The sequence below is a fragment of the Brachyspira hampsonii genome (assembly GCF_002214805.1).
Lineage (GTDB): Bacteria > Spirochaetota > Brachyspiria > Brachyspirales > Brachyspiraceae > Brachyspira > Brachyspira hampsonii.
Window position 1 is genome coordinate 465,145 of record NZ_CP019914.1, and the last position, 25,558, is coordinate 490,702.

The following is a 25,558-nucleotide window of genomic DNA, read 5'->3' on the forward strand; positions in this document are numbered from 1 at the left end:
GAATTATTATAATGCAGAAATTTTTGATGTCTGTATATACAATATTCGGATATATTTTTTATCCTGTAATATTTATAGCTTTTTCAATTATGATGATATTTAATAAACCTATTAGAAAAGGGGCTTTATCAAGATTAGGATTTATATACCCAAAAGAGAATAATAAAAACGCTGTATGGATACATGCTGTAAGTGTTGGTGAGATAGTGGCGGTTAAAGAAATAATATTTAATTTGATAGAAAAAGGTTATGCAATTTATTTATCAACTACTACAGTGGGCGGTTACGACATAGCTAAAAAGAATTATGGGGACAAAGTGGAATTATTTTATCTTACTTTAGATTATCCTCATATGATTAATAAACTTATAAATTTAATTTCACCTGAATATGTAATGATAGCGGAAATAGAAATATGGCCTACTCTCATATATTCGCTTCATAAAAAACTTATACCTCTATATATGATTAATGGAAGAATAGGTAAAAAAGAAATAAAAGGTTATAAAAATTTTAAATTCTTTTTCAAGCCTTATTTTAATATGTACACTAAAATATTAGCTCAAAGCAGCATTGATAAAGAAAATATGATATATATAGGAATGCCTGAATCTCTTATAACTGTTACAGGAAATTTAAAATACGATATAACTTATTTTGTAGATGAAAAAAAGATAGATGATTTAGAAAGCATGATACCCGTAAATAAATTCGTTATAACGGCAGGCAGCACACATGCAGGAGAAGAAGAGCTTATATTAAAGGCTATAAATAAACTCGCAATTAAAGATAAAGTATATATGGTTATAGTACCAAGAGATATAAGCAGAGGCGAAGACATACAAAAAATAGCTAGTAAATTAGGTTATGATATGCCTCTTTATACAGACTATGATAAAACATCTGAAGACGGAATCATTATAAATACAATAGGTGAATTATTAAATTGGTATAAACTCTCTGATTTAGTTATAATGGGTGGCACTTTTATGGGAACTATGGGCGGACATAATATATTAGAAGCTATTTATTTCAAAAAAGCTGTTATAGTCGGAAAATATATGTATAATTTTATAGAAATATATGAGTACATGAAAGAAGCTGTACTTACATGCGATGACAAAGAAAAACTTGCCGAAACAATAAAAGAAGCATACCAAAATGAAGAACTTAGAAATAGCTTAGCAGATAAAGCATATAATTTGCTCATACAAAATAACGGAGCTTCAAAAAAAACTATAGATATCATAAATAAATACCAGGGTATAGTATAACACATATCATATTTTCATATTGACTTTTATATACAATAATCTATACTAAAAATAGGTTTATGAAAGTTTTATGGAATTAATTTATGCAGTATTTAAATCTATATTTCAAAAATTACCTGCTTAGATTTTCAAATTTTAAATATTCGCTTATTCTTTTACTATATTCTTCAATACAAAATAAATATTATAAATTATTTTATATTGCTATCATATACATCATAATAGTTTTAAGGAGAAAAATATGAAAAAAATTATTATACTTATCAGCTTATTTACGATGGTGTCGGCATTAGCCTACTCGCATACTTTAGGTGTAGGACTTTATATCCCATTAGGAGGAAGTATTCCTAGCCTATATCAAACCGACAATTTAAATCCTGCAGCATCAATAAGTCCTCAAACAGCATTTGAAGTAGGTGTTATATTTAACCCTAGAATTACTTTTAATGTAAATAAACTTAATAATGTATCTATAGGTATAGATGTTGGTTGGTATAGAGATACATTTAAATTTCAGACTGATACAAAAAACTTTACGCATGAATTTGATAATGTTATGGTTGGTCTTAATTTCAGATGGAACCCTATGCTATTTGTATTAGGTATAGGAGGAGGTGTTAAAATTCCTTTCACCGGTAAATATTGGGAAGGTAATAATAACATAGCATTAAGTGCAGGTAATTTCTCATCAAGATTTAATAATACTGTTATACCTTATGTAAGACTTTATACAGGTATAGATTTATTCCTTCTAAGTTTATCTTTATATGTTAATTTTGATATACCATATTATCAAATAAAAGAGAATTTAGCTTCATTAGGTGAAGGATATAGTTATCCGGGAAAATTAGGATCTGTTGATATAGGTGTTCAGTTAGGTATTCATTTAGACATATACAAATTCGGAGAAGATGACGACGAAGAAGAAGAAAGATATTTATATTAAGCAATCATCATAATAGAAAAAGTTTTATTACAATGGGGATATATTTTTATATATCCCTATTTTTATATAAACTATTAAATTTATAATTTAATTAAAAACAAGTAAATACCAATATATCATATAATAAAATTATGTATTTCATATTGACTTTTATATAAAAAACTTTATACTACTATCAGGTTTATGAAAGTTTTATGGAATTAATTTATGCAATATCTAAATTTATATTTTGACAATTTTTTATTTCTATTTTCAAACTCAAAAATTTCAATTATTATTTCATTATTTTTTCTAAAATAAATATCCTAAATTATTCCATATTTCTGCAGTATACTAAGATAAATTTCAAGGAGAAAAATATGAAAAAAATTACTATTCTAATCAGTTTATTTCTGATTACATCGGCCTTAGCCTACTCTCATACTTTAGGTGTAGGACTTTATGTACCATTAGGAGGAAGTATTCCTAGTCTCTATCAAAATGACAATTTAAATCCAACTGCATCAATAAGTCCTAAAACAGCTTTTGAAGTAGGTGTTATATTCAATCCTAGAGTTACTTTTAATATAAATGAGCATAATGATGTATCTCTAGGTATAGATGTAGGTTGGTATAGAGATACATTTAAATTTCAAACTTCTTCACAAAACTTCACACATGAATTTGATAATGTTATGGTTGGTCTTAATTTCAGATGGAATCCTGCTATATTTGAATTAGGTATAGGAGGCGGTGTTAAAATTCCTTTCACTGGTAAATATTGGGAAGGTAATAATAATGTAGCATTAAGCGGAGGAAATTTCTCATCAAGATTTAATAATCCTGTTATACCTTATGTAAGACTTTATACAGGTATAGATTTATATCTTGTAAGTTTATCTTTATATGTTAATTTCGACATACCAAATATGCAGATAAGAGATAATTTAGCTTCATTAGGCGAAGGATATAGTTATCCGGGAAAATTAGCTTCTGTTGACATAGGTGTTCAGCTTGGTTTATACTTAGATATATTCAAATTCGGAGAAAATCAATAAGCTATTAATTAACTAATTATCAAATAATTCACTATAAAAAAGTTTTATGACAATGGGGATATATTTTTATATATCCCTATTTTTATATAAACTAATAAATTCATAATTTAATTAAAAACAGGTAAATACCAATATATCGTATAATAAAATTATATATTTTATATTGACTTTTATATGAAAAACATTTATATTAATAATGGTTTACGAAAATTACGGAATTAATTTATGCAATATCTAAATTTATATTTTGACAATTTTTTATTTCTATTTTCAAACTCAAAAATTTCAATTATTATTTCATTATTTTTTTTCTAAAATAAATATCCTAAATTACTCCATATTTCTGCAGTATACTAACATAAATTTCAAGGAGAAAAATATAAAAAAAATTACTATTCTAATCAGTTTATTTCTGATTACATCTGCACTAGCATACTCGCACTCTTTAGATGTAGGGCTTTATGTACCATTAGGAGGAAGTATTCCTAGTCTCTATCAAAACGATAATCTATCATTAAGTCCAAAATCGGCATTTGAAGTTGGAGTTATATTTAATCCTAGAGTTACTTTTGACGTAAATGATTATAATGATATATCTATAGGTGTAGATATAGGTTGGTATAGAGATACATTTAAATTTCAAACTGCTTCGCAAAACTTTACGCATGAATTTGACAATGTTATGGTTGGTCTTAATTTTAGATGGAGTCCTTCGCTATTTGTATTAGGCATAGGCGGCGGTGTTAAATTTCCTTTTACAGGTCAATATTGGGAAGGAAATAATAAGGTATCATTAAGCGACGGAATTAATTTATGCAGTATTTAAATAGTCATTCAATTTTCAGATTTATTTATATATTTCAAAATTTTTTATCGAAAAGCAATATTATAAATTATTATATCTAGCTATAATACAATACTCTTATTAGTTTTAAGGAAAAATATGAAAAAAATTATTATACTAATATATATATATTCATGATGATATCAGCACTAGCCTACTCTAACTCTTTAGGATTAGGTCTTTATATTCCATTAGGAGGAAGCATTCCTAGTTTTTATCAAAATAATAACGCAGACCCAAATTTAACATTATCTCCGCAAAGTGCATTTGAAGTAGGAGTTATATTTCAGCCTAGAATTAATTTTAAAGTAGATAGAAAAGGTATTCATAATATTTCTATAGGTTTAGATATAGGCTGGTATAGAGATACATTTAAATTTCAATATTCTTATAAAGATTTCACACATGAATTTGACAGTGTTATGACAGGGCTTAATTTTGAATGGCGGCCTTTAATATTTCAATTAGGTATAGGCGGAGGTGTTAAATTTCCTTTCACAGGTAAATATTGGATTGGAGGCAATTATACAGCATTAAACGGAGGAACTTTATCAGCAAGATTTAGTAACCCTTTCATACCATATATAAGGCTTTATACAGGTATAAATTTAATTGTTCTAAGTTTATCATTATATGTTAATTTTGATATACCAAACATACAAATAAAAGATAATTTAGGTTCATTAGGAGAAGGCTATAAATATCCTGGTAAATTATTTTCTGTTGATGTGGGTGCTCAATTCGGTATACATTTGGATATATTCCAATTTGGCAAAAAAGAAAGAGGAGAACTAATATTTATATAATTAATATTTATTAAATATTTGGTACATATTTTATATATCGCTATCTTTATATAAACTTATAAATTCACTAGCGGCATATAATGAACCTATTACAAGTACAGGTTTATTATTTTTATTAATTGATTTTATATCCTTAATAGCATCATGAAAAATTGGTATATGCTTAACATTGCTATTATCTTTAAAATATTTATAAGTTTTATAGCTGTCCGTTTCTTTATGAGATACATTATCCGGGGAGCTTAATATTATTAACGAATCATGTCTTTTTAATACATCAGCCATGTTTTTTATATCTTTCTGACTTAAAGGTGCAAATAATATTATGATATCATCATACCATTTATATATAGTATTCAGTATTCTTTCTAATGATTTTGAATTATGAGCTCCGTCCACTATTATATCAGGATTCCTATGCATAAATGTAAGGCGTGCATTTATATTAAAATCTTTTAAAGACTTTATTGCTTTATTTATATTTTTTTCTGTATGATTATTATCCTCTTTAAGAAGCAGATTTAATGCTTTAAAAGAAAGAGATATATTTTCTGCCTGATGTTCTCCAAGTAAAACAGTTGAAAAATTATATTTTTTATTATTTTCTATATAATTAAATTCTAATTGTTCATTACTGTTGAGTATTATTTCCGCATCAAAATCTTTTTTAAAAACATATAATTTACAATTATTTTCTTTTGATATATCTTCTATTATATTTATAGAATTCTCTTCCTGATATGCTGAGATTACAAGAGAATTAGGTTTTATTATCCCTGCCTTCTGTGCAGTTATTTCTTCTATAGTATATCCCAATACTTCCATATGATCATAAGATATTGATGTAAGAATACTTATATCCGACTCTACTATATTAGTGCAGTCCAATTTTCCTCCTATACCAACTTCAATACAAGCATAATCTATACCTTTTATAAAAAAGTAATATAATCCCATTATTGTAAATATTTCAAAGACTGTTATATCACTATATACTTCATTATTATCTACAATATTCTTTATTTTTTTTATTATATTGATAAAATCTTTCTCACTTATCCATTCTTCATTTATAGATATTCTCTCTCTTTCATTAACTATATGAGGCGATATGAAAGCCCCAGACTTATAGCCTATAGATGAAAGCATTTTAGACAATACCAATGTGGTAGAACCTTTGCCTTTTGTTCCTGTTACATGTATAACTTTAAAAATCTGTTTGTAGCCTAAAATTTTTAAAATACTTTTAACATTGTTTATATGATTAAAACTATTTTTATGCAATGTCTTTTTACCCATAAAAGAGTATATATAGTCTAAAGCTTCATTCATGTTCTCCATAATTGTTTCCATTATCTAACATATTTTCTTTGTTTCTTTCAAATGCATAAGAATATCATATTTTAAAAAAGACTGCAATACAAAAGCATAAAACTATTTCATTTTATTTAATAAAAATCAATAGAATTTATAATTTAAATATTTAATATTATCATTAATAAATTAATGTAAATAAAAATTAATAATTGAAAAATATTCTATATAGTATAAAATATATTATCAATTTTTAATATTATTATTGATTTATTGGAGGAAAAAAAGAATATGAAACACACTTTAGAAGGAGGATACACTCCTAAAAATATCGAAGACAAATTATATAATTTCTGGAAGGAAAACGGATTTTTTCATGCAGTTATGGATAAAAATAAAGAACCATATTCTATAGTCATACCTCCTCCAAATGTTACAGGCGTACTTCATATGGGGCATGGACTTAATAATACGCTTCAGGATATACTTATAAGATTTCACAGAATGCTAGGCAAATGTACTTTATGGATGCCGGGTACGGACCATGCAGGTATTGCTACACAGAATGTTGTTGAGAGAAGATTAAAAGCTGAAGGAAAAAATAAATATGATTTGGGAAGAGAGGCATTTGTTAAAAAGACTTGGGAAGTAGCTAATGAACATCACTCTATAATAGTAAAACAATTAGAAAAAATAGGCTGCTCCTGCGATTGGGAGAGGGAAAGATTTACTCTTGATGAAGGCCTAAGCAATGCTGTAAGAGAAGTATTTGTTGAGCTTTATAATCAGGGTTTAATATACAGAGGAAAATATCTTATCAACTATTGTCCTAGCTGCGGCACTGCTTTGGCTAATGATGAAGTAGAACATGAAGAGGTTGCTGGTGCTTTGTATCATGTTAAATACCAAATAGACGGTACTAATGATTATATTGAAATAGCTACTACAAGACCTGAAACTATTTTGGCAGACGTTGCTATTGCTGTTCACCCAGATGATGAAAGATATGCTCATCTTACAGAAGAGAATGTTTTGATACTTCCTATAGTAGGCAGAAAATTAAGACTTGTAAAAGATACTTATGTTGATAAAGATTTCGGTACAGGTGCTTTAAAAATCACACCAGCCCATGACCCTAATGACTTTGCTATAGCTCAAAGACATAATTTAGATATCATTAATATATTAAATCCAGACGGTACATTCAATGAAAATACTCCTTCTCATTATCAGGGTAAAACTGTAAAAGAAGCTAGAAGTATGATTATAAAAGAGCTTGAAGAGCTAGGGGCTTTTGTAGGCAAGGATAATATCAAACATCAAGTGGGACACTGCTATAGATGTCATAATGTTGTAGAGCCTTATTACAGCGATCAATGGTTTGTAAAAATGAAGCCTTTAGCAGAAAAAGCATATAAGGCAGTTAATGACGGCAATACAAAAATTTACCCTGAAAGATGGATTAATACTTATAATCACTGGATGACTGATATTAGAGATTGGTGTATAAGCAGACAATTATGGTGGGGACATAGGATTCCAGTATGGTACTGTGATGACTGCGGCGAGATGATGGTATCAAAAACCGATATTACAGAATGTAGTAAATGCAAAAGTAAAAATATTCATCAAGATGAAGATGTACTTGATACTTGGTTTTCTTCTTGGTTATGGCCTTTTTCTACTTTCGGATGGCCTGAAATTAATGAAGAATTAAAATATTTTTATCCTACTACTGCTCTTGTTACAGGTTATGATATATTATTTTTCTGGGTTGCTAGAATGATTATGGCTGGAACTCATTTTATGAATGATGTACCTTTTAAAGATGTTTATCTTAACGGACTTATAAGAGATAAAATCGGAAGAAAAATGTCTAAGAGTTTGGGAAACGGCATTGACCCTATAGAAATTATTGATGAGCATGGAGCTGATGCTTTTAGATTTACTTTATCATTTATAACTTCATTAGGAGGTCAGGATATTTGGCTTGACAGAGAACTTTTCAAAATGGGAGGAAAATTCGCTAATAAAATATACAATAGTGCTAAATATATTTTCGGCAGCATTGAAGATAATGCTGATATAAAAGATTTAGAGAGTTTTGAACTTGAAAATAAAGATAAATGGATATTATCGAGACTTCAGAAGGCTATTGATGATACTACTAAAAAATTAAAAGAGTATAGATTTGATGAGGCTTCTCAGACTATTTATAAATTCTATTGGAATGAGTTTTGCGATTGGTATATAGAGATAAGCAAGTTTGATTTAAAAGATGAAACTAAAAAAGAAAAGACTATTGCTGTATTATTATATGTGCTTGAAGAGTCAATGGCTATGATTCACCCATTTATGCCTTTTATCACAGAAGAGATTTATTCTAATTTACCAAAGCATAATATTGATTCAAAGGCATTGATGATTAGAGAGTATCCTAAAGCTAATAGTAAATATATATTTGAAGATATAGAAAAAGATTTTAATTTAATTCAGGATATAGTATCTGGAATAAGAAACTCACGCTCATCATTTAATTTGCCTCCTAATAAAAAACTTGATGTTATAATAAGATGCAGTTCAGACTATTTCAAAAATACTACAGAAAGCTATAAAGATATTATATCATCACTTTCGCTTACTGAATCATTAAATATAGTTTCTTCAAAAGATACTCAAAGAAATAAAGGAGCTTTTGTTAAAGTATTTGAAGGCGGTGAGATAAATGTTAATCTTGTTGGCATAATAGATTTAGAAGCTGAGAAAAAAAGATTAGAAAAAGAGGCATCTAAATATAAAAAAGATTTGGAAGCAGTAAACAAAAAACTTTCTAATGAAAACTTTATGAGTAAAGCTAAACAGGAAGCTATTGATACAGAAAACAGAAAGAAAAAAGAGTTTGAGGATAAATTAAGAGGTATAGAGGAAGTTTTATCTTCTTTATAATTTTAATGCTTAAATAATATTTTTAATAAAAGTAAAATTAAAAACTTGGCTTATGTTTGTAGGTCAAGTTTTTTATTTTAAATAATTAAATGTTGACATTAAATATATTATGTGTATAATTATGTGTATAAATTAGATCTTATTATCTGGAGTATTATATGTTTGAAAATCATTATTAAGAGGTTTTTATGAAGGCTTCAGAAGTTATAAAATTATTAAAACAAGATGGTTGGTTTGAAATTGCTCAAAATGGAAGTCATAAACAATTTAAGCATAAAGATAAAAAAGGAAGAGTAACAGTTCCCTGTCATAATAATGTAGATTTGGGAATATTTGTTTTAAAAAGTATAGAAAAACAAGCTGGTATAAAACTTATAAAAAAATAAATTTTTATATTTTATGTTAGGTTTAAAAGTTATGAAAAAGAGTTTAGAAACATTCGTAGTAAATATATATAAATTTAAGTCTGGATATAATGCTGTATTCTATGATTTTGACGGCTGTGTAAGTTCTGGAAAAACTTTAGAGGAAACTGCTAATAATGCAAAAATAGCACTTCAAATGCATATTGACGGTATGCTTGAAGATGGAGATAAGATTCCTAAAGCTTCAAGTTTAGAGAAAATAATAAAAGAAACAGAAGATACTAAACCAGATATAAGAATGCTGATTGAAGTTAAAGTATCAAGGGAAAGAAAAAAGAGAATTGATATAACATTAGATGAAAACTTAATTAATATGATAGATAATATTTCAAGCAATAGAAGTGAGTTTATCAATTTGGCTACTAGAGATTATATACAAAATCATTATAAGTAATATATAAAATAGTATAGATATTATTTAAAAATATTTTCTTTATAAGTATGTATGAATATAATTAAAGAAATCCCTTCCGATAGGATTATTTGTTTCTTTATTATTATTATTTTTCACTGTATTTTTAATTATTATAAACTATTATAAAATTTAATTATTTTTATAGTGGGTTTTACAGCCAACTATGAATAAATTATTATCTTCAATATAGTATACTAATCTATGTTCATAATTTATTCGCCTAGAATATAATCCGTTTAATTCCCCTTTTAATCTCTCTGGTTTTCCTATACCAATCAATAAACCATTTCTTTATATATCTTTTATAAGATCATTAATTTTCTGTAATATTTTTTTATCGTTCTTTTGAAAATAAAGATAATCTTCCCAAGCTTTGTCATAAAAAATTTTATTCATTTAATAACTCTCTTTTATGTCCTAATCCAGATTTTAATTCCAAATATCCTTTTTTTAAAAATTTTATATTTTCTTCATTGTAGAAATTATCATTATCTGTATATAATTGTTTATTTTTTTTTATTTTAAATGGAATTGACTGAGTATTTATAGATGTTCTCAAAAATATATTAATAGCTGTATTAAAGTCTAAACCCAAATCATTAAAAAGTTTATCGGCTTCATCATCGATTTTAATAGTTACTTCTGACATATGAAACTCCATTATTATTTAATGAAATTATATCTGTAAAAATATTAAAATACAATAGCATAATATTTTTAAATTATATTATTTATTCTATGCTATGTATCTGTTTACTTTATTTTTATATTTGTTATAATCGCCTTCTATTAAAATATCAATTTTTAAGGAAACATAAAATGAAAACTTTATTAAAAACAATATTGTGTTTTGCAGTCTCGTCTGCATCGGTATTTGGTATGTACGGTTTTAGCAATGATTGGATGGATTTTCTCACAGACAGCAGTCATCTTAGAGCTAGGACAGATCAATTAGGTTTTGTATTGGGTAATAGGGGAGTTAAAGGTACTTTCGGCTTTAAGGCAGATACTCTCTCTTTTGGTAATATAATGAGCTATATTGATAATGGAAAACTATCATTAGATGCAACGATTTCTTTAGGTTTGGCATACACTTCAGAGATTATAAGTGTAGGACTTGGATATAATTATACTTATATAGATTCTTCTTTAGATGTTCATACTCCTGTTTTAATGATTAATGCTATGAATGACAGTTTGAGAATATGCGTGCCTTTTCAAATAGCTGATGCTAAAGATAATTCTGATTATTCTGCTTTTAGTACGACTTCTGAAATAAGATATTATACCGGGCTTGATTCTGTTAATGCTGTAAGACTTTATATTAATTATGGTAAAAATAGTTATAATGTTAATAGTGCTTCTTCTTTTGGATTAGAATTAAGATTTTATTTTCTTCCTACTACTATTAATAATGTTTGGATTAACCCTTTTATAAAAGTGTTATATTCTTCAGCATTGGATGCAAAGGGTAAAGATATTATTAATGAAAATACTGATACTTTAGTAAATATACAGTCCTATGACAGGATATCATATACTTCAAATAATGCAAATGAAATATATGAGTCTAATCCTTATATTGTGAGAATAACTCCTGCATTATCATTGTATGCTAATTCTGATTTTGTTAGTTTATATTTTGAACCTAGTATAGGCTATAAAATAATATATGACGGTAAAAAAGTTGGTAATCTTAATCATACTCTTACTTGGGGAGCTTATTCTGAAGTGAGAGTATATCCTGTAAGTGATTTGGAATGGTATTTTGAAATGGGTATAAACTCATCAAATAATCCAATACCAGTTAATTTTAGGTCTGCAACAGGTATAAATTGGTACTTTACTCAATTATAGATTATAAGTATCTAATTATTTTATTGGCTTTGTATATTAATTTTTAGTGATATACAAAGTCAATTAAAATTAATCGTTAATTATAGCATTAGTATTTCTATTTTTGTATAAAGCTATCGATGCAATTAATAGACCTGTTGCAATTTTGTAAATTTATACAGTTGATATAAAAAATATAGGATATAATTTTATTTACACTAATTTATATAGAGTATTTTTTGTTTTTAAATGTAATATAATATTATATAAATAAGATATAAAGATGCAGTCCTTTTGCTTCTTTGGGTCACCAAAAGAAGTGGGGTTTGGGGCAAAGCCCCAATTATTAAAACTATAAATATTATTTTTTAATTTATTATATAATAATATCACTATATATATGTGCAAAATCGCAATAGGTCTAATGTTATAATCTCGCTTATAGAAATAACTAAAATAAGACCTAAAAAACTAATCTATTAGTAAAACTTAATAATACAGATAAAATTATAATTTGCAGAAATAAAAACATAAGCTACAGACTTAATCAGCAATACCTAATTTTGACATTATAATAATATTATGTTGACTAAAAATGATATTATAAACTTATAAGAGATATTAAACCCTATAAATTTACTGAATACATAATAAAAAATTATATGTTAATAATTTATTTAGAAGATATAATTTTTATTATTTCAATAGTAGTTTCTAAACTTTTATAAAATGATGATAAAGGAAGAAACTCATATATAGAATGAAAATTATGAGCACCCGTAAAATAATTTGGAGTAAGAAGACCTCTTGATGATAAAACAGAACCATCAGTACCGCCTCTCATAGATAAAGTTTTAGGCTCTATATTAAGATTTTCCATAGCCTCATAAATAATATCTATTGCAAATCTATCTCCTTTTATAGAATCTGCTATATTACTGTATACATCTTGAATATTTAATTCTATATTGGCTTTAGGATATAATTTCTTATATTTTTCAACAGCTTCTTTTACTTTTAATTTTTTATTTTCATAAAGTGTTTTATCATGATCTCTTATGCTTAATCTTAAAGATGCATTTCTCTGATTTCCGCTTATACCCTGAATCCAAATATAGCCTTCCTTTTTTTCAGTGCATTCTGGAGTTTCTTTTCTATCAAATTCATTAGCTATATCTATTGCTATTAATATAGGATTAACCAATACATTTTTGGCACTCATAGGATGGGCAGTTACACCTTCTATATCTATAATAGCAGATGCAGCATTAAATGTTTCATATACAACCTCCCCTATTTCGCAAGAATCTATTGTGTATGCAAAATCAGGTTTAAATATATTCAAATCCAATGCCTTAGAACCTAAAAGCCCAATCTCCTCATCAGGTACAAATGCTATGTGTATGTCTCCATGTTCTATATTATTTTCTATAATATATTTTAATGCTGACATTATAGTTGATATTGCTGCTTTATTATCCGCACCAAGAACACTAGTACCATCTGAAAATATAATATCCTCATTAAGATAGTTTTTTATTTCAGGGTGTTCTGACACTTTAAATATTATATTTTTTTCTTTATTCAGATAAAAATCCTCACCTTTGAAAGTTAATATCTGAGGATTAACATTTCCATAAAGCCCTATGTCAACAGTATCAAGATGTGCTAAAAAACCAACAGAATGAACATTATCTTTGTTTTTTGGAAGAATTGCTGTTACTATAGCATTATTATTCAATATAATATTTTGTAACCCCAAAGTTTTTAAATCATTGGCAAGAACTTCAGCAAGTTTCATCTGACCTTCAGAGCTTGGAATAGTATCAGAACCTCCTTTACTCTGACTTGGTATTTTTACATATTTAAAAAAGCTGTCTATTTGAAATTTTTTAATATCTTCATTACTAATCATTTTAACCCTTTATTATAATAATATATTAATTAACAGGAGGATAAACATATCCGCTGTTAAATCCAATAGGTATATTCAATGCCCAAAAACCATAAAGCATTATTAATAAAGCAATAAATATTCCTATACTGTATGGTATCATCATTGAAGATAATGTACCGACACCTGTTTTCTTACAATATTTTTGACAGTAAGAAATAATCAAAGGATAAAATGAAAACATAGGAGTAACAATATTCATAGCAGAATCGCTTACTCTGTATGATGCCTGAGTTAATTCCGGAGATATACCAACTGCCATAAGCATAGGTACAAGAACAGGGGCCATTATAGCCCATTTAGATGAAGCAGAACTTATTAATATATCCAATACTCCTGTAAGAAGAATAATACCTGCAATGGTTATTTGAGGAGGCATATTCAAAGATTTTAAAAACTCAGCACCTGCTATAGCCATTAATGTACCTACATTTGAAGTACCAAACATATATAAAAACTGAGCACAGAAAAAAGCAAAAGTTAAAAATGATGCTAGATTTTTTATACTGTCAGCCATAGCATTGCTGAAATCTCTTGATGTTTTAAATTTATTAGTTAATTTCCCATATACAAATCCCGGTATAACTAAAAACAAAAATATTACAGGAACTATTGCCTGCATAATAGGGGCATCAGGTGTAGTTAATTGTCCGTCAGGTGCTCTAAGTAAAGAGCTTTTAGGTATAAGTAAAGCTATTAAAAGAATAATCATTGATATTAAAACTAACACAGCTATTTTAAAAGCTTTATTTTCTTCTTTAGTTATCAAAGATATATCAGTGTTTTCTATAGCTGCATCTTTATCAATAGGCATAGTTCTCCATAAAAAAGGCTCAACTATTCTATCAGTTACAAACCAGCCAACTAGTATTACAGCAAATGTAGAAGAAAAACTTAAAAAATAATTACATAAAACATTAACCGTATAAGTAGGATCTATCATTCTTGCTGCATTTTGTGTGAAACCTTGCATTATTGGATCTATTATAGAAGGAGTATAGCTTGCTGAATGTCCTCCCGCAAGTCCTGCAAATGAAGCGGCAATTCCTGCCAGCGGGTGCTTTCCAAAAGAAAAAAACATCATAGCTGCTACAGGCATCAATATAACATAAGCAGAATCTGAACTTATATGACTCAATATAGATATAAACATAACGGCCGGAGTTACAGCTTTTTTTGGTATTACACTTGAAATTTTAATTATAATCATTCTAATAAATCCGCTGCCGTTTGCCACTCCTATTCCCAATGTTCCTACAAGTGTTATTCCAAGAGGGGGAAAACTTACAAAATTATTTATCATTTTAGTGATAAATTTTGCTAATTCACTAGGAGCAAGCATATTTATAATTTTTATCTGCTCTCCTGTTGTAGGGTGAAAGTAATTGAATGTGAAATGCGATAATATCCATGAAAGTATAACCATTATAAAAAAAGCTATCAAAAATAAAATAGTTATATCAGGAAGTTTATTTCCTAGAAATTCAACTGCTTTTAGGAAATGTTCAAATTTGCTATTTCCATTTTCTAATCTAATATTTTCTTTCTCCATAAAATATATCCTTAATATATTTTTTATATTAAATACCAAAATATTTTATCTTTGTAAAAATATATATTAATTTTTTTAACTTTTATAAATATCTTTTAATGTAGTTTTTTTTAATTCTTTTTCCATAGCATGCTGTACATCATTCAGTTTGGGCTGAAGTATATCATTAATTTTACTTCCAACAGGACATTTTTTATTTGGATTTTCATGAAAACTGAAAAGTTTTCCTTCATCTAGGCTTTCCACAGCATTAAATATATCTAGTAATGTAATATTTTCTGTCTTTTTATTCAGACTTATTCCTCCTGTGCCTCTTTTTACAGTGATAATATCTGCTTTTTGAAGCTGTATCAAAATATTTCTTATTATTACAGGATTAACATTAACACTCTCTGATATAAAATTTGATGTTATTTTTTCATCTTTAAACTCTAATATGCAAAGCAATGTATGAACAGCTATTGTAAATCTTGAACTAATCTTCATTAAATTATCCTTAAAATTATTAAAAATTATAATATATTTATTTTCTTAATGCAAACAAAAAATTAAATAAAGAAATTTAAATTTTGTTGTAATACTTGACATTACAATTATAGTATGGTATTATTGTAATAATTATAGTTACAACAAGGATAAAACATGAATAAATTATTATTTTTAATAGATTATCTTATTAAAGAAGGTAATTATGAATATAATAAAGAATTAGAAAAGGCATTAAAAGAAAATAATGAAGAAGTACTGTATAACTATTTCAGATATTTAATGAATATAAGATTTCCAAATGATATAAGCAAAGAATATCTCAAAATAGAAGATGAATATTTACAGGAGAGATTAAAAAAGAAAATAATAACAAATATAGAAGATATAAAACCTATAAGAGATAATTTATATTTATGGCAGGGAGATATAACAACATTAAATATAGATGCTGTAGTTAATGCTGCCAATTCTTCTATGCTTGGCTGTTTTATTCCGCTTCATAAATGCATAGATAATTCAATACATAGTGCTTCTGGTACTAGATTAAGATTATGCCTAAATAATATAATGAAAGGAAAAACTGAGGATACTGGAAAATGTATAATAACTAAAGCATTTAATTTACCAAGCAGATATATACTTCACACAGTAGGACCTATAATACAGAACAGTGTTTCAAAAAAAGATGAAGAGCTTTTATATAACTGTTATAAATCATGCTTAGAAACTGCAAAAGAGAATAATATAAAAAGTATAGCATTTTGCTGTATATCTACAGGTGAGTTCAAGTTTCCAAATAAAGAGGCTTCTCAGATAGCGGTAAATTCTGTGAAGGATTTTTTATATAATACTAAATATGATATAAAGATTTTATTTAATGTATTTAAAGATTTAGATTATGAGCTTTATTATGATATTTTAAAATAATTAGGAGAATCATAAATGAATGATAAATTAGAATTAATAAAAAAATTAAAATCAAGTATAGAGAAATCAGATTATATATTGATAGGTGCAGGAGCAGGACTTTCTGTATCCGCAGGATTTTCTTATGACGGGGAGAGATTCGATAAATATTTTAGTGAATATAAAGATAGATATGGTTTAACTGATATGTATAGTGCAGGATTTTATAATTATCCTACTTTGGAAGATTTTTGGGGATATTTTTCACTTCTTGTATATGTTAATAGATATGATATACCAGCAGATGAAACTCATTTAAATCTATTAGAAATAATAAAAAATAAAAATTATTTTGTTATAACTACTAATGTTGACGGAAGATTTGAAGAGGCAAAATTTGATAAAGAAAAATTATTTAAAGTTCAAGGAGACTATTCTCTTTTTCAATGTTCTGTTCCATGCAGAAATGAAACTTTTTATAATGAAAAACAAATAAGAGAAATGGTAAAGTCAAGAAAAGATTTAAAGATACCAAAAGAACTTATACCAAAATGTCCTCATTGCGGTAAAAATATGACAATGAACTTAAGATGCGATAATACTTTTGTGCAAGATGATAATTGGTATAATTCTATGGATAGATATAAAAAATTCTTAGATGAAGCAAAAAATAAAAATATATTATTTTTAGAATTAGGGGTAGGTTATAATACACCTGCTATAATAAAATATTCTTTTTGGGATATGGCTTTAAAAAATGAAAACTCTATTTATGCATCTGTAAATTTGAATGATTTATATTCACCTGATAATTTGAAAGAACGCTCTATATGTATAAATGATGATATACATAAAGTATTAGAATATATAAAAAGTTAAAAAATTTAGTTGTAATACTTGACATTACAACTAAATCATGTTATTATAATTGTAATAATAGATATTACAACTCTTTAATTAAAGAAAATATTTTATATAAAAAAGGAGAATTAAAATGAAAATTGCAATAATAGCAGCAAACGGAAGAGCCGGAAAATTAATCATGAATGAGGCATTAGAAAGAGGGCTAGATGTTACAGCCATAGTAAGAGATAAAACAAAAATAAATAATTCAAAAGCAAAAGTTATAGAAAAAGATTTATTCGATTTGACAAAAGATGATTTGAAAGAATTCGATACTGTAGTAAGTGCATTCGGAGTGTGGGAGGAAAAAGAACTTGATAAGCATTCATTAGTTATGGAGCATTTATGTAAAATACTAGCCAATACCAATATTAGATTGATGGTAATAGGAGGTGCTTCAAGTTTATATGTAAACAAAGAGCATACTATGATATTAAAAGATACTCCTGATTTTCCAGATATTTTTATGGGTGTAGCTGTAAGCTCTATCAAGGCATTTGATATATTAAAAAGTAAAAAAGATGTTTTATGGACGTATATATCTCCTTCTGCTGATTTCCAAGCTGACGGAGAAAAAACAGGACAATATAATATAGGACATAATGAATTACTTTTTAATTCTAAAGGTGAAAGTTCTATCAGTTATGCTGATTATGCTATAGCTTTTGTTGATGAGATACAAAATAAAAAATATTTAAATCAACAAATAACATTCTGTTCAAAATAATCATTAATAGTGAAGTTAATGGAGAAAATTATATTCTCTATTAACTTCCTATAAACTGTATTATAAAACAGTATTCTAAAAAATCATACAATAATATCACAGTAAAACATTACATATTATAACAAAACTATAAAAATATTATTATATTCTTATAAATTAAATTTATTTACAATAATATCCGATTTTAAAATGTAAAAATAACTTGAAAATCTTTAAATAATAATGTTAAATATATTAATAATTTTAAGGCAGGTTTATTATTAGAAATATAAAAAAAAATATAGTAATTATTTTCCTTATAATAATAATGTTATTTGCAAACTCTTGCGATACTTTTGATATGTATATAAGAAAAGCATTAGATGGTGTAAATTTATACGAACTTAGTATTTTCGGAGAATCACTTGGACGCGATATAAAAGTTGTAGAGCTTAGAGGTTTTGATGTAAATAATTTTAGAAGCGACCGAGTTTCATACTATATAAATAGATATCAGGGAAGCTGGAAAAACTATATGCAGAAAATTATAGACAGATCCCAAATATATCTCCCATATATAAAAGAAGTATTTAAAGAAAAAGGAGTTCCTGAAGATTTAGTTTATTTGCCTATAATAGAAAGCGATTTCAATCCTCAGGCAGTTTCTCATGCAGGTGCTGCAGGACTTTGGCAGTTTATGCCTATGACTGGTGCTATATACAACCTTAAAGTTAATTATTGGTCTGATGACAGATTCGATCCTGAAAGATCTACAAAAGCTGCTGCGGATCATTTAGTAAGGCTTGATAAAAACTTTAAATCTTGGGTAATAGCTTTAATTGCATATAATGCTGGAGGAGGAAGAATATCAAAAGCCATAAGAGAAGTAAAAAGCAATGATTTTGAAGATTTATTAAAGGCTGGAGTACTTCCTAAAGAAACCGAAGAATATATACCTAAATATGTTGCTGCTGTTATAATAGCTAAAAATCCTGAAAAATTTGGTTTTAAAGTAAATAAGCCTAAGGTGGTATTTCCTCAGGGTGATTTAGTTTATGTTGATGATGCTGCCGATTTATCTGTTATAGCCAAGATGATAGATGTTGATACTGAAGATTTAAAGGCTTTAAATCCTCATTTAGCAAGAGGGGTAACACCTCCGGGTATGGTTAGATATCCTTTAAGAGTTCCTGAAGGTTTAGGAAATAAATTTAATGAAACTTTTGCTAAAATACCTGCTTCAGAGAGAGTTACTTTCAGAAGACATGAAGTAAAAATGAATGAAACACTTTCTCATCTTTCTAAATTTTACGGCGTACCTATAAATGCCATAGTGGAAATAAATAAATTAAAATCAAGAAGCCTCAATATAGGTCAGCAAGTAATGATCCCTATTCAAGGTCTTGATAATGCCAAACAGGTGGATTTGGCACAATATGAAGAAGAACAGCAGAGAATAAGGGAAGGTAAATTCGTTTATTTTGAATCTTTGCCGCCTCCTGATTATGAATATAAAGACATAATGTATCATGTCAGAGCCGGTGATACTCTTTGGATTATCGCAAGAAGATTTCATATTGATATAGCAGAAATAAAAGCATGGAATAAATTAAATAGTAATGTACTTTCTATAGGAACAGAAATATTTTTAAGAATTCCTGTAAATAAATAATATTATTTAAGTCTTTCATTTATGAGGGTTTCAAGTCTATTTAATATTTTTACTCTTCTTTCCCAAAGGTAATCAACCATAGAATCATATATTTTTACTTGTTTTTGAAAAGCATCAAATAACTTATCATCTTTATGCAGTTTTTCTATTTCTTTTATAACTGCCGTATTATCTTCATCTTTTTTGAAAAATAGTAATGCATTTTTATTAACCAAATCAAGTTCTATGTTTTCATCACCATTGTATATTGGGATACAGCCTGATTTAAAAGCATCAAAAAGTTTTTCAGTTATATACCCGTCACTAATTGTATTCTCCGGACATATATTGAATTTAAAATCTCTTAGATATTCTATTTTATCATTGTTAAAATCTTGTTTTAATGTATCATCATTATGAAATAATTTTCCCGGACAATTTATAGAATCTATTTTAGATATTTTATCATACATTTGAGTTCTTATATTGGTTGCATCATGACTAGCAACTAATGAAGCAAATTTATTTTTTTTAGATTTAGCATTATTAATATTATCTATAACTTTTTTTATATCATCTTTAGTATAATCCTTATTGTTTAATATTCCATAAAAATTATAAGATATCCATACTGGAAAACGAACATAATTTTTATATTTATCTTCATCAAGCCTATCAAAACTAAGAGATAAATCTACATCGTTAATACAATTATCAGAATATTGTGCCCAAGTTGAATCAATAGCATTATTTGATACGCATTCACCTGTATAAAATATTTTTATTTTAGCTTTGGAATGCTCTAAAAAATATCTTTTTCCAACAGGACCAAAATACTCTATATCTGCCTTATAACTAATTTCTAAATCATTAATATAATATTTTTTTATTAAATTAAAAAAAACATTTTGACTAAACTCGTTTTCGTTTACAGACCAATCATTTCTTACAAAAAATGTTTTTTTGTTCTTTATATTATTTTTATAATGATTATAATTTATTTTATACCCTAAATCTTTTAAATAAACAGAATCTATTCTTATTTTATTTCTTATACTTCTTATGGGAATAACCCAAACTAAATACTCAATCAAATTTTTTTTTAATAATAATTTACCGCTCATAAATGACTTTATTTTTTTAATTTATCTAAACTTAACCCAACATTGTTTAAATCATATTCAAGCATTATTTTCACTAATTCTTTGAAAGTAGTTTTTGGTTTCCATCCTAATTTTTCTTTTGCCTTTGTAGGATCTCCAAGTAAAAGATCAACTTCAGCGGGTCTGTAATATCTAGGATCTATCTCTACATATTTTTTCCAATCTAGTCCAACAAGTCCGAAAGCCTCATCTAAAAATTCTCTTACGGAATGGGTTTCACCTGTAGCTATAACATAATCATCAGCCTTTTCTTGCTGAAGCATAAGCCACATAGCTTCAACATAATCCTTAGCATATCCCCAGTCTCTTTTAGAATCCAAGTTTCCTAAATATAATTTATCCTGTTCTTTATTAAGTATTCTAGCTATAGCATGAGTAATCTTTTTAGTAACAAAAGTCTCCCCTCTTCTAGGGCTTTCATGATTAAATAATATCCCATTACAAGCGTACATATCATAGCTTTCTCTATAATTTACAGTTATCCAATATGAATATAATTTAGCACATGCATACGGACTTCTAGGATAGAAAGGTGTTTTTTCTGTTTGAGGAGTTTCAACAACTTTCCCATATAGTTCGCTTGTTGATGCCTGATAGAATTTAGTTTTTATTCGAGTATCTTTTATAGCATCAAGTATTCTTATAGTGCCAAGACCTACAACATCAGCAGTATATTCCGGCATATCAAAACTTACCCTTACATGACTTTGTGCTGCTAAATTATATATTTCATCAGGCTGAACTTTTTCTAACACTCTTGATAAATTAGAGCTGTCTGATAAATCTCCATAATGAAGAAACATTTTTACATCATTAATATGCGGATCTTTATACAAATGATCTATTCTTTCAGTATTAAGTGATGAACTTCTTCTTATGATACCATGTACTTCATATCCTTTTTCTAATAAAAGTTCTGCTAAATAAGAACCATCTTGTCCTGTAATTCCTGTTATGAGTGCTTTTTTCATATTATATCCTATTTATTATAGTTTTTTAAAAAATCTTCATAAGCTATTTTTAATCCGTCCTCAAGTTCTATTTTGTATTTCCATCCTAAAGAATTTATTTTACTAACGTCAAGCAGTTTTCTCATAGTACCGTCTGGTTTAGAACTGTCTAATTTTATTTCGCCTTTAAAACCAACAGTTTTTTTTATTAATTCTGCTAGTTCTTTAATTGCAACTTCTTTTCCAGAGCCTATATTAATAAATTTACCTATATCTTCAGAATTTTTATTTTCCATTAAATAAATACAAGCCTCTGCTAAATCATCAGAAGACATAAACTCTCTTAAAGGAGTACCGCTTCCCCAAATAACAGTTTCTTTTAAATCGTTTATTTTTGCTTCATGAAATCTTCTAATAAGCATAGGTATAACATGAGCATTTTCAGGGTGATAATTATCATTAATACCATAAAGATTGCATGGCATTACTGCTATGTAATTTGTATTATATTGTCTATTATAAGCATCGCATAATTCTATACCAGCAATTTTAGCCAAAGCATAAGGCTGATTTGTGCTTTCTAAATATCCGGATAATAAATACTCTTCTTTTATAGGCTGAGGACATTCCTTAGGATATATACAGCTTGAACCTAAAAACATTAATTTTTTAACATTATATTTATATGATGCTTCTATTATGCTATTCTGTATTTGAAGATTGTATAATAAAAAATCAACAGGGTATGTGTTGTTAGCATATATACCGCCAACCTTTGCTGCTGATAAAAACACCCACTCTGGTTTTTCTTTTTCAAAAAAATTAAATACTTTTTCTCTATCTCTTAAATCTAATTCCGAATGGGTTTTTCTTATTATATTACTATATCCATTTTTAGTAAGCATTCTGTCTATAGCACTTCCAACTAAACCTTTATGACCAGCTATGTATATTTTTATATTTTTATCCATAACTATTATTTCCATTTATTATTTATCTTTTCCTGTTATAGCTTCTACAATATTCACCAAATTTCCTATAGAACGATTGAAATACACCAATACATCTCCATATAAATGAGCATTTAAAGCAGGTATTAATGATTTATCAACATTATCATAATGTCTTTCTCTGGCTTCATAGTAAAATCCTTTAATCTGATGATATTTCTCCATAGCCTCATCATAAGTCTTTTCTTTATTTAAAGAATAATATTCAAGTATTAATCCTGCCAAATAATCTATAAAATCTTTATTATTATGAAGCATTTTTATTATATCTTCTTTTTGCGTTTCATTGAATAATGTTTTCTTTTCATTTCCTTTGATAATAGCCTTTCCCAAATCCTTTAAATTATCTCCTAAATTCTCATAATATGTACTTATATTAATAAGAGAAGCAATATTAGCTGAATTCAAAGTATTTTTACCTAGTAATTTCAATAAAAAAGCATGAATTTCCTGATCCGTATTATCCAGCATTTTTTCATGATCTCTTATCTTTGTAAGAAGTCTTTCACTAGGATTATCAAATAATTGCTCTATTCTTGAAAGCATTTTCTTAGCAATATCTCCCATATATGTTACTTCCTTTCTTACTTCTATTTCAGCAGAAACAGGCATATTAAGAAGTTTATCAGAAAGAACACTGACATGCTTTTCATCTTCTTTATCTTTAATAATGAAGCAAACTATCTTTTCTAATTTTTCTGTTAGGAAATAAAATACTATAACATTTATAATATTAAACATAGTATGTGCGGCTGCTATATAAAATGATATATTGACATATTTGTTGTTTACTACAAGATTAGGATCTCCTATATTCATAAATCCCACAATTATATCAACTAATTTTATATAGTATGGGAATAGGAAGAACATATATATAACACCGAATATATTAAATAAACAATGCACTAAAGCCGCTCTTTTAGCATTAGTAGAAGCTCCTAAAGTAGCTAAAACGGCTGTAATTGTAGTACCAATGTTTTGTCCCAATATCAATGCCACCCCTGTAGGATAGTCTATCAAACCAACTGAAGCTAATGATATAGTTACACCCAAAGCAGCACTGCTTGACTGTATTATAGCTGTTACAACCATACCTATTACTACGCATAAAAATCTTCCGTACATAGTATCAGCATTGGCTATTAAAAATACTTTTTCAAAATCTTCAGAACCTCTTACTCCTTCAAATGCAGTTTTCATAAGTATAAGTCCATAGAATATCATACCAAATCCCATCAGTATTTCGCCGAAAAATCTTAGTTTCCTATTCTCTGAACCAAATATTACTATTATAGAACCTATTCCAAGAGAAGGCAATGCAAGTACATCTATATTTAATGATATTATCCAGCCCGTAACTGTTGTACCTATGTTTGCTCCTAATATTATATTAATAGCCTGCGATAAAGTAAGCAAATTAGCATTTACAAAACTTACAGTCATTACCGTAACGGCACTGCTTGACTGAACTATTGCTGTTATAAGAAAACCTAATGATATACCTAATATTTTATTCTGAGTTACTCTGTGAAGTATATCTTTTAATGCATTTTCTGTACTTTCCTGAAGACCATCTGAAAACACTTTAAGACCGTACATAAAAAGTCCGAATCCGCCGACTAAATAAAAAGATAATGTTAAAAGCATATATATATCCTATAAATTTTATAAAACTAGGCGTGCTTAGAATATCATAAATAGATAAAAAGTCAATCAAAATAAATTATTATGTCAACAAACTGTAACATTTATATGTTTTTGTGTAAAAATAATATGCAATATATCTACAAATAAATTATATTTAGTGTAAAATAGTATAGATATTAATACTTTTTATTTTATACCAATATTGCATAAATTTAATTAATCTCTTTTGAATCTTCTTATATGATAACCATTAGTATATTGCATTTATATTAATGGTTATCATATAATAAATAAACTAGTATTTTCTATTTCACTATTAATCACTTATTACTAGATTTTATACTAAAAATGCGTATTATCCATATTATCATTCATAGCTGAACAATAAAAAGACATATACATTTTTTACTGATACCAAATAATCCAAATTCTGATTAAAACTTTTAGCATCTTCAAACATACTCATCATGTTTTCTACTTTTTACATCTTACATCTATCCCAAGTTTCAATACCGCTGAAATTTCTTAGTATAGAATTCCAGAAAAATTAGAGCATATATCTATTTTATTAAATTTTACTTTTTCTCTATAAAATCTATTAATTCATCTCTTGTTTTTGATTTCTCTTTTTCTTTAGTTATAATATAATATTAAATTTATTTTATAAAATACAACATTTTAAACTATTTTTCAAATTTTTATATAAAAATTTGAAATTTATAAAAAAAATAATAATTTAATAAAAAAACCGGTAACATTACTATTGACAATAATACTATTT

The 25,558-nt window shown here is 26.9% G+C and carries 20 protein-coding genes and 3 pseudogenes; 13 read left to right on the forward strand and 10 right to left on the reverse strand.

The genetic code is table 11. The annotated features are described in order from the left end of the window. The first annotated feature begins 11 nt into the window (after positions 1-11). From BHAMNSH16_RS01850 to BHAMNSH16_RS01870, 5 genes and pseudogenes are all read left to right on the forward strand, one after another. Positions 12-1,274, forward strand: a complete 1,263-nt coding sequence (locus tag BHAMNSH16_RS01850; protein ID WP_069732085.1) for a 3-deoxy-D-manno-octulosonic acid transferase — start codon at positions 12-14, stop codon at positions 1,272-1,274. A gap of 241 nt (positions 1,275-1,515) precedes the next feature. Beyond that, the gene (locus BHAMNSH16_RS01855; protein WP_008727703.1) at positions 1,516-2,220 is read left to right on the forward strand and encodes a hypothetical protein; all 705 of its coding nucleotides are present in this window, start codon (positions 1,516-1,518) and stop codon (positions 2,218-2,220) included. Between the two features lie 359 nt (positions 2,221-2,579). After that, entirely contained in the window at positions 2,580-3,257 is a 678-nt protein-coding gene (locus BHAMNSH16_RS01860; protein WP_008727704.1) for a hypothetical protein, read from the forward strand. Between the two features lie 379 nt (positions 3,258-3,636). Then, positions 3,637-4,062 (forward strand): annotated as a pseudogene (locus tag BHAMNSH16_RS01865) (hypothetical protein); the annotation flags it as partial. A gap of 138 nt (positions 4,063-4,200) precedes the next feature. Next, positions 4,201-4,907 (forward strand): annotated as a pseudogene (locus BHAMNSH16_RS01870) (hypothetical protein). Positions 4,908-4,937: 30 nt separating this feature from the next. Here BHAMNSH16_RS01870 and BHAMNSH16_RS01875 read toward each other — a convergent pair. Further along, complete coding sequence (locus BHAMNSH16_RS01875; protein WP_069732083.1) at positions 4,938-6,248, reverse strand: bifunctional folylpolyglutamate synthase/dihydrofolate synthase; 1,311 nt, start codon at positions 6,246-6,248, stop codon at positions 4,938-4,940. Between the two features lie 264 nt (positions 6,249-6,512). Here BHAMNSH16_RS01875 and BHAMNSH16_RS01880 point away from each other — a divergent pair, with 264 nt between their 5' ends. The 3 genes from BHAMNSH16_RS01880 (at position 6,513) to BHAMNSH16_RS01890 (ending at position 9,986) form a co-directional block, all read left to right on the forward strand. Beyond that, entirely contained in the window at positions 6,513-9,167 is a 2,655-nt protein-coding gene (locus BHAMNSH16_RS01880; protein ID WP_069732082.1) for a valine--tRNA ligase, read from the forward strand. A gap of 188 nt (positions 9,168-9,355) precedes the next feature. Then, entirely contained in the window at positions 9,356-9,553 is a 198-nt protein-coding gene (locus tag BHAMNSH16_RS01885) for a type II toxin-antitoxin system HicA family toxin (protein WP_069732081.1), read from the forward strand. Between the two features lie 31 nt (positions 9,554-9,584). Further along, positions 9,585-9,986 (forward strand): type II toxin-antitoxin system HicB family antitoxin, encoded by a 402-nt coding sequence (locus BHAMNSH16_RS01890; RefSeq protein ID WP_039954276.1) that lies wholly within the window; start codon positions 9,585-9,587, stop codon positions 9,984-9,986. A gap of 150 nt (positions 9,987-10,136) precedes the next feature. Here BHAMNSH16_RS01890 and BHAMNSH16_RS01895 read toward each other — a convergent pair. After that, positions 10,137-10,403, reverse strand: a pseudogene (locus tag BHAMNSH16_RS01895) (Txe/YoeB family addiction module toxin). Further along, the gene (locus tag BHAMNSH16_RS01900) at positions 10,396-10,656 is read right to left on the reverse strand and encodes a type II toxin-antitoxin system RelB/DinJ family antitoxin (RefSeq protein WP_069732080.1); all 261 of its coding nucleotides are present in this window, start codon (positions 10,654-10,656) and stop codon (positions 10,396-10,398) included. Before BHAMNSH16_RS01900 ends, BHAMNSH16_RS01895 begins: the two are co-directional and overlap by 8 nt. 170 nt (positions 10,657-10,826) lie before the next feature. On the opposite strand from BHAMNSH16_RS01900, the gene BHAMNSH16_RS01905 reads away from it, so the two are divergent. After that, complete coding sequence (locus BHAMNSH16_RS01905) at positions 10,827-11,864, forward strand: serpulina hyodysenteriae variable surface protein (RefSeq protein ID WP_008732184.1); 1,038 nt, start codon at positions 10,827-10,829, stop codon at positions 11,862-11,864. A gap of 652 nt (positions 11,865-12,516) precedes the next feature. Here BHAMNSH16_RS01905 and pepT read toward each other — a convergent pair. The 3 genes from pepT to BHAMNSH16_RS01920 form a co-directional block, all read right to left on the reverse strand. Continuing rightward, a complete protein-coding gene (pepT, locus tag BHAMNSH16_RS01910) occupies positions 12,517-13,758 on the reverse strand; it encodes a peptidase T (protein WP_008732772.1) in 1,242 nt (413 codons plus the stop codon). A gap of 25 nt (positions 13,759-13,783) precedes the next feature. Continuing rightward, positions 13,784-15,349: an AbgT family transporter gene (locus BHAMNSH16_RS01915; protein WP_008732770.1), complete on the reverse strand. Its 1,566-nt coding sequence runs from the start codon at positions 15,347-15,349 to the stop codon at positions 13,784-13,786. A 75-nt stretch (positions 15,350-15,424) separates the two neighbouring features. After that, positions 15,425-15,835, reverse strand: a complete 411-nt coding sequence (locus tag BHAMNSH16_RS01920; protein ID WP_069732079.1) for an Rrf2 family transcriptional regulator — start codon at positions 15,833-15,835, stop codon at positions 15,425-15,427. A 156-nt stretch (positions 15,836-15,991) separates the two neighbouring features. Between BHAMNSH16_RS01920 and BHAMNSH16_RS01925 the strand changes: the two genes are divergently transcribed. From BHAMNSH16_RS01925 to BHAMNSH16_RS01940, 4 genes are all read left to right on the forward strand, one after another. Continuing rightward, positions 15,992-16,765 carry a protein-ADP-ribose hydrolase gene (locus BHAMNSH16_RS01925; RefSeq protein ID WP_008732768.1) on the forward strand — a complete coding sequence of 258 codons (774 nt, stop codon included), beginning with the start codon at positions 15,992-15,994 and terminating at the stop codon, positions 16,763-16,765. 15 nt (positions 16,766-16,780) lie between these two features. Next, entirely contained in the window at positions 16,781-17,623 is an 843-nt protein-coding gene (locus BHAMNSH16_RS01930) for an SIR2 family NAD-dependent protein deacylase (protein WP_069732078.1), read from the forward strand. A gap of 115 nt (positions 17,624-17,738) precedes the next feature. Beyond that, on the forward strand, positions 17,739-18,374 hold the full coding sequence (locus tag BHAMNSH16_RS01935; RefSeq protein ID WP_008732766.1) for an NAD(P)-dependent oxidoreductase: 636 nt from the start codon (positions 17,739-17,741) through the stop codon (positions 18,372-18,374). Between the two features lie 307 nt (positions 18,375-18,681). Next, positions 18,682-20,025, forward strand: coding sequence for a LysM peptidoglycan-binding domain-containing protein (locus BHAMNSH16_RS01940; protein WP_008732764.1), 1,344 nt, complete (start codon positions 18,682-18,684; stop codon positions 20,023-20,025). A 2-nt stretch (positions 20,026-20,027) separates the two neighbouring features. Here the strand turns inward: BHAMNSH16_RS01940 and BHAMNSH16_RS01945 are convergent, their stop codons facing one another. The 4 genes from BHAMNSH16_RS01945 to BHAMNSH16_RS01960 are packed head-to-tail and all read right to left on the reverse strand — an operon-like array spanning position 20,028 to position 24,777. Continuing rightward, the gene (locus tag BHAMNSH16_RS01945) at positions 20,028-21,128 is read right to left on the reverse strand and encodes an LPS biosynthesis glycosyltransferase (RefSeq protein WP_008732763.1); all 1,101 of its coding nucleotides are present in this window, start codon (positions 21,126-21,128) and stop codon (positions 20,028-20,030) included. An 8-nt stretch (positions 21,129-21,136) separates the two neighbouring features. Continuing rightward, the gene (gene gmd, locus BHAMNSH16_RS01950) at positions 21,137-22,138 is read right to left on the reverse strand and encodes a GDP-mannose 4,6-dehydratase (RefSeq protein WP_088859730.1); all 1,002 of its coding nucleotides are present in this window, start codon (positions 22,136-22,138) and stop codon (positions 21,137-21,139) included. A gap of 8 nt (positions 22,139-22,146) precedes the next feature. Continuing rightward, positions 22,147-23,088: a GDP-L-fucose synthase family protein gene (locus tag BHAMNSH16_RS01955; RefSeq protein WP_008728162.1), complete on the reverse strand. Its 942-nt coding sequence runs from the start codon at positions 23,086-23,088 to the stop codon at positions 22,147-22,149. 18 nt (positions 23,089-23,106) lie between these two features. Next, on the reverse strand, positions 23,107-24,777 hold the full coding sequence (locus BHAMNSH16_RS01960) for a Na/Pi cotransporter family protein (protein WP_008728161.1): 1,671 nt from the start codon (positions 24,775-24,777) through the stop codon (positions 23,107-23,109). Positions 24,778-25,558: the final 781 nt, after the last annotated feature.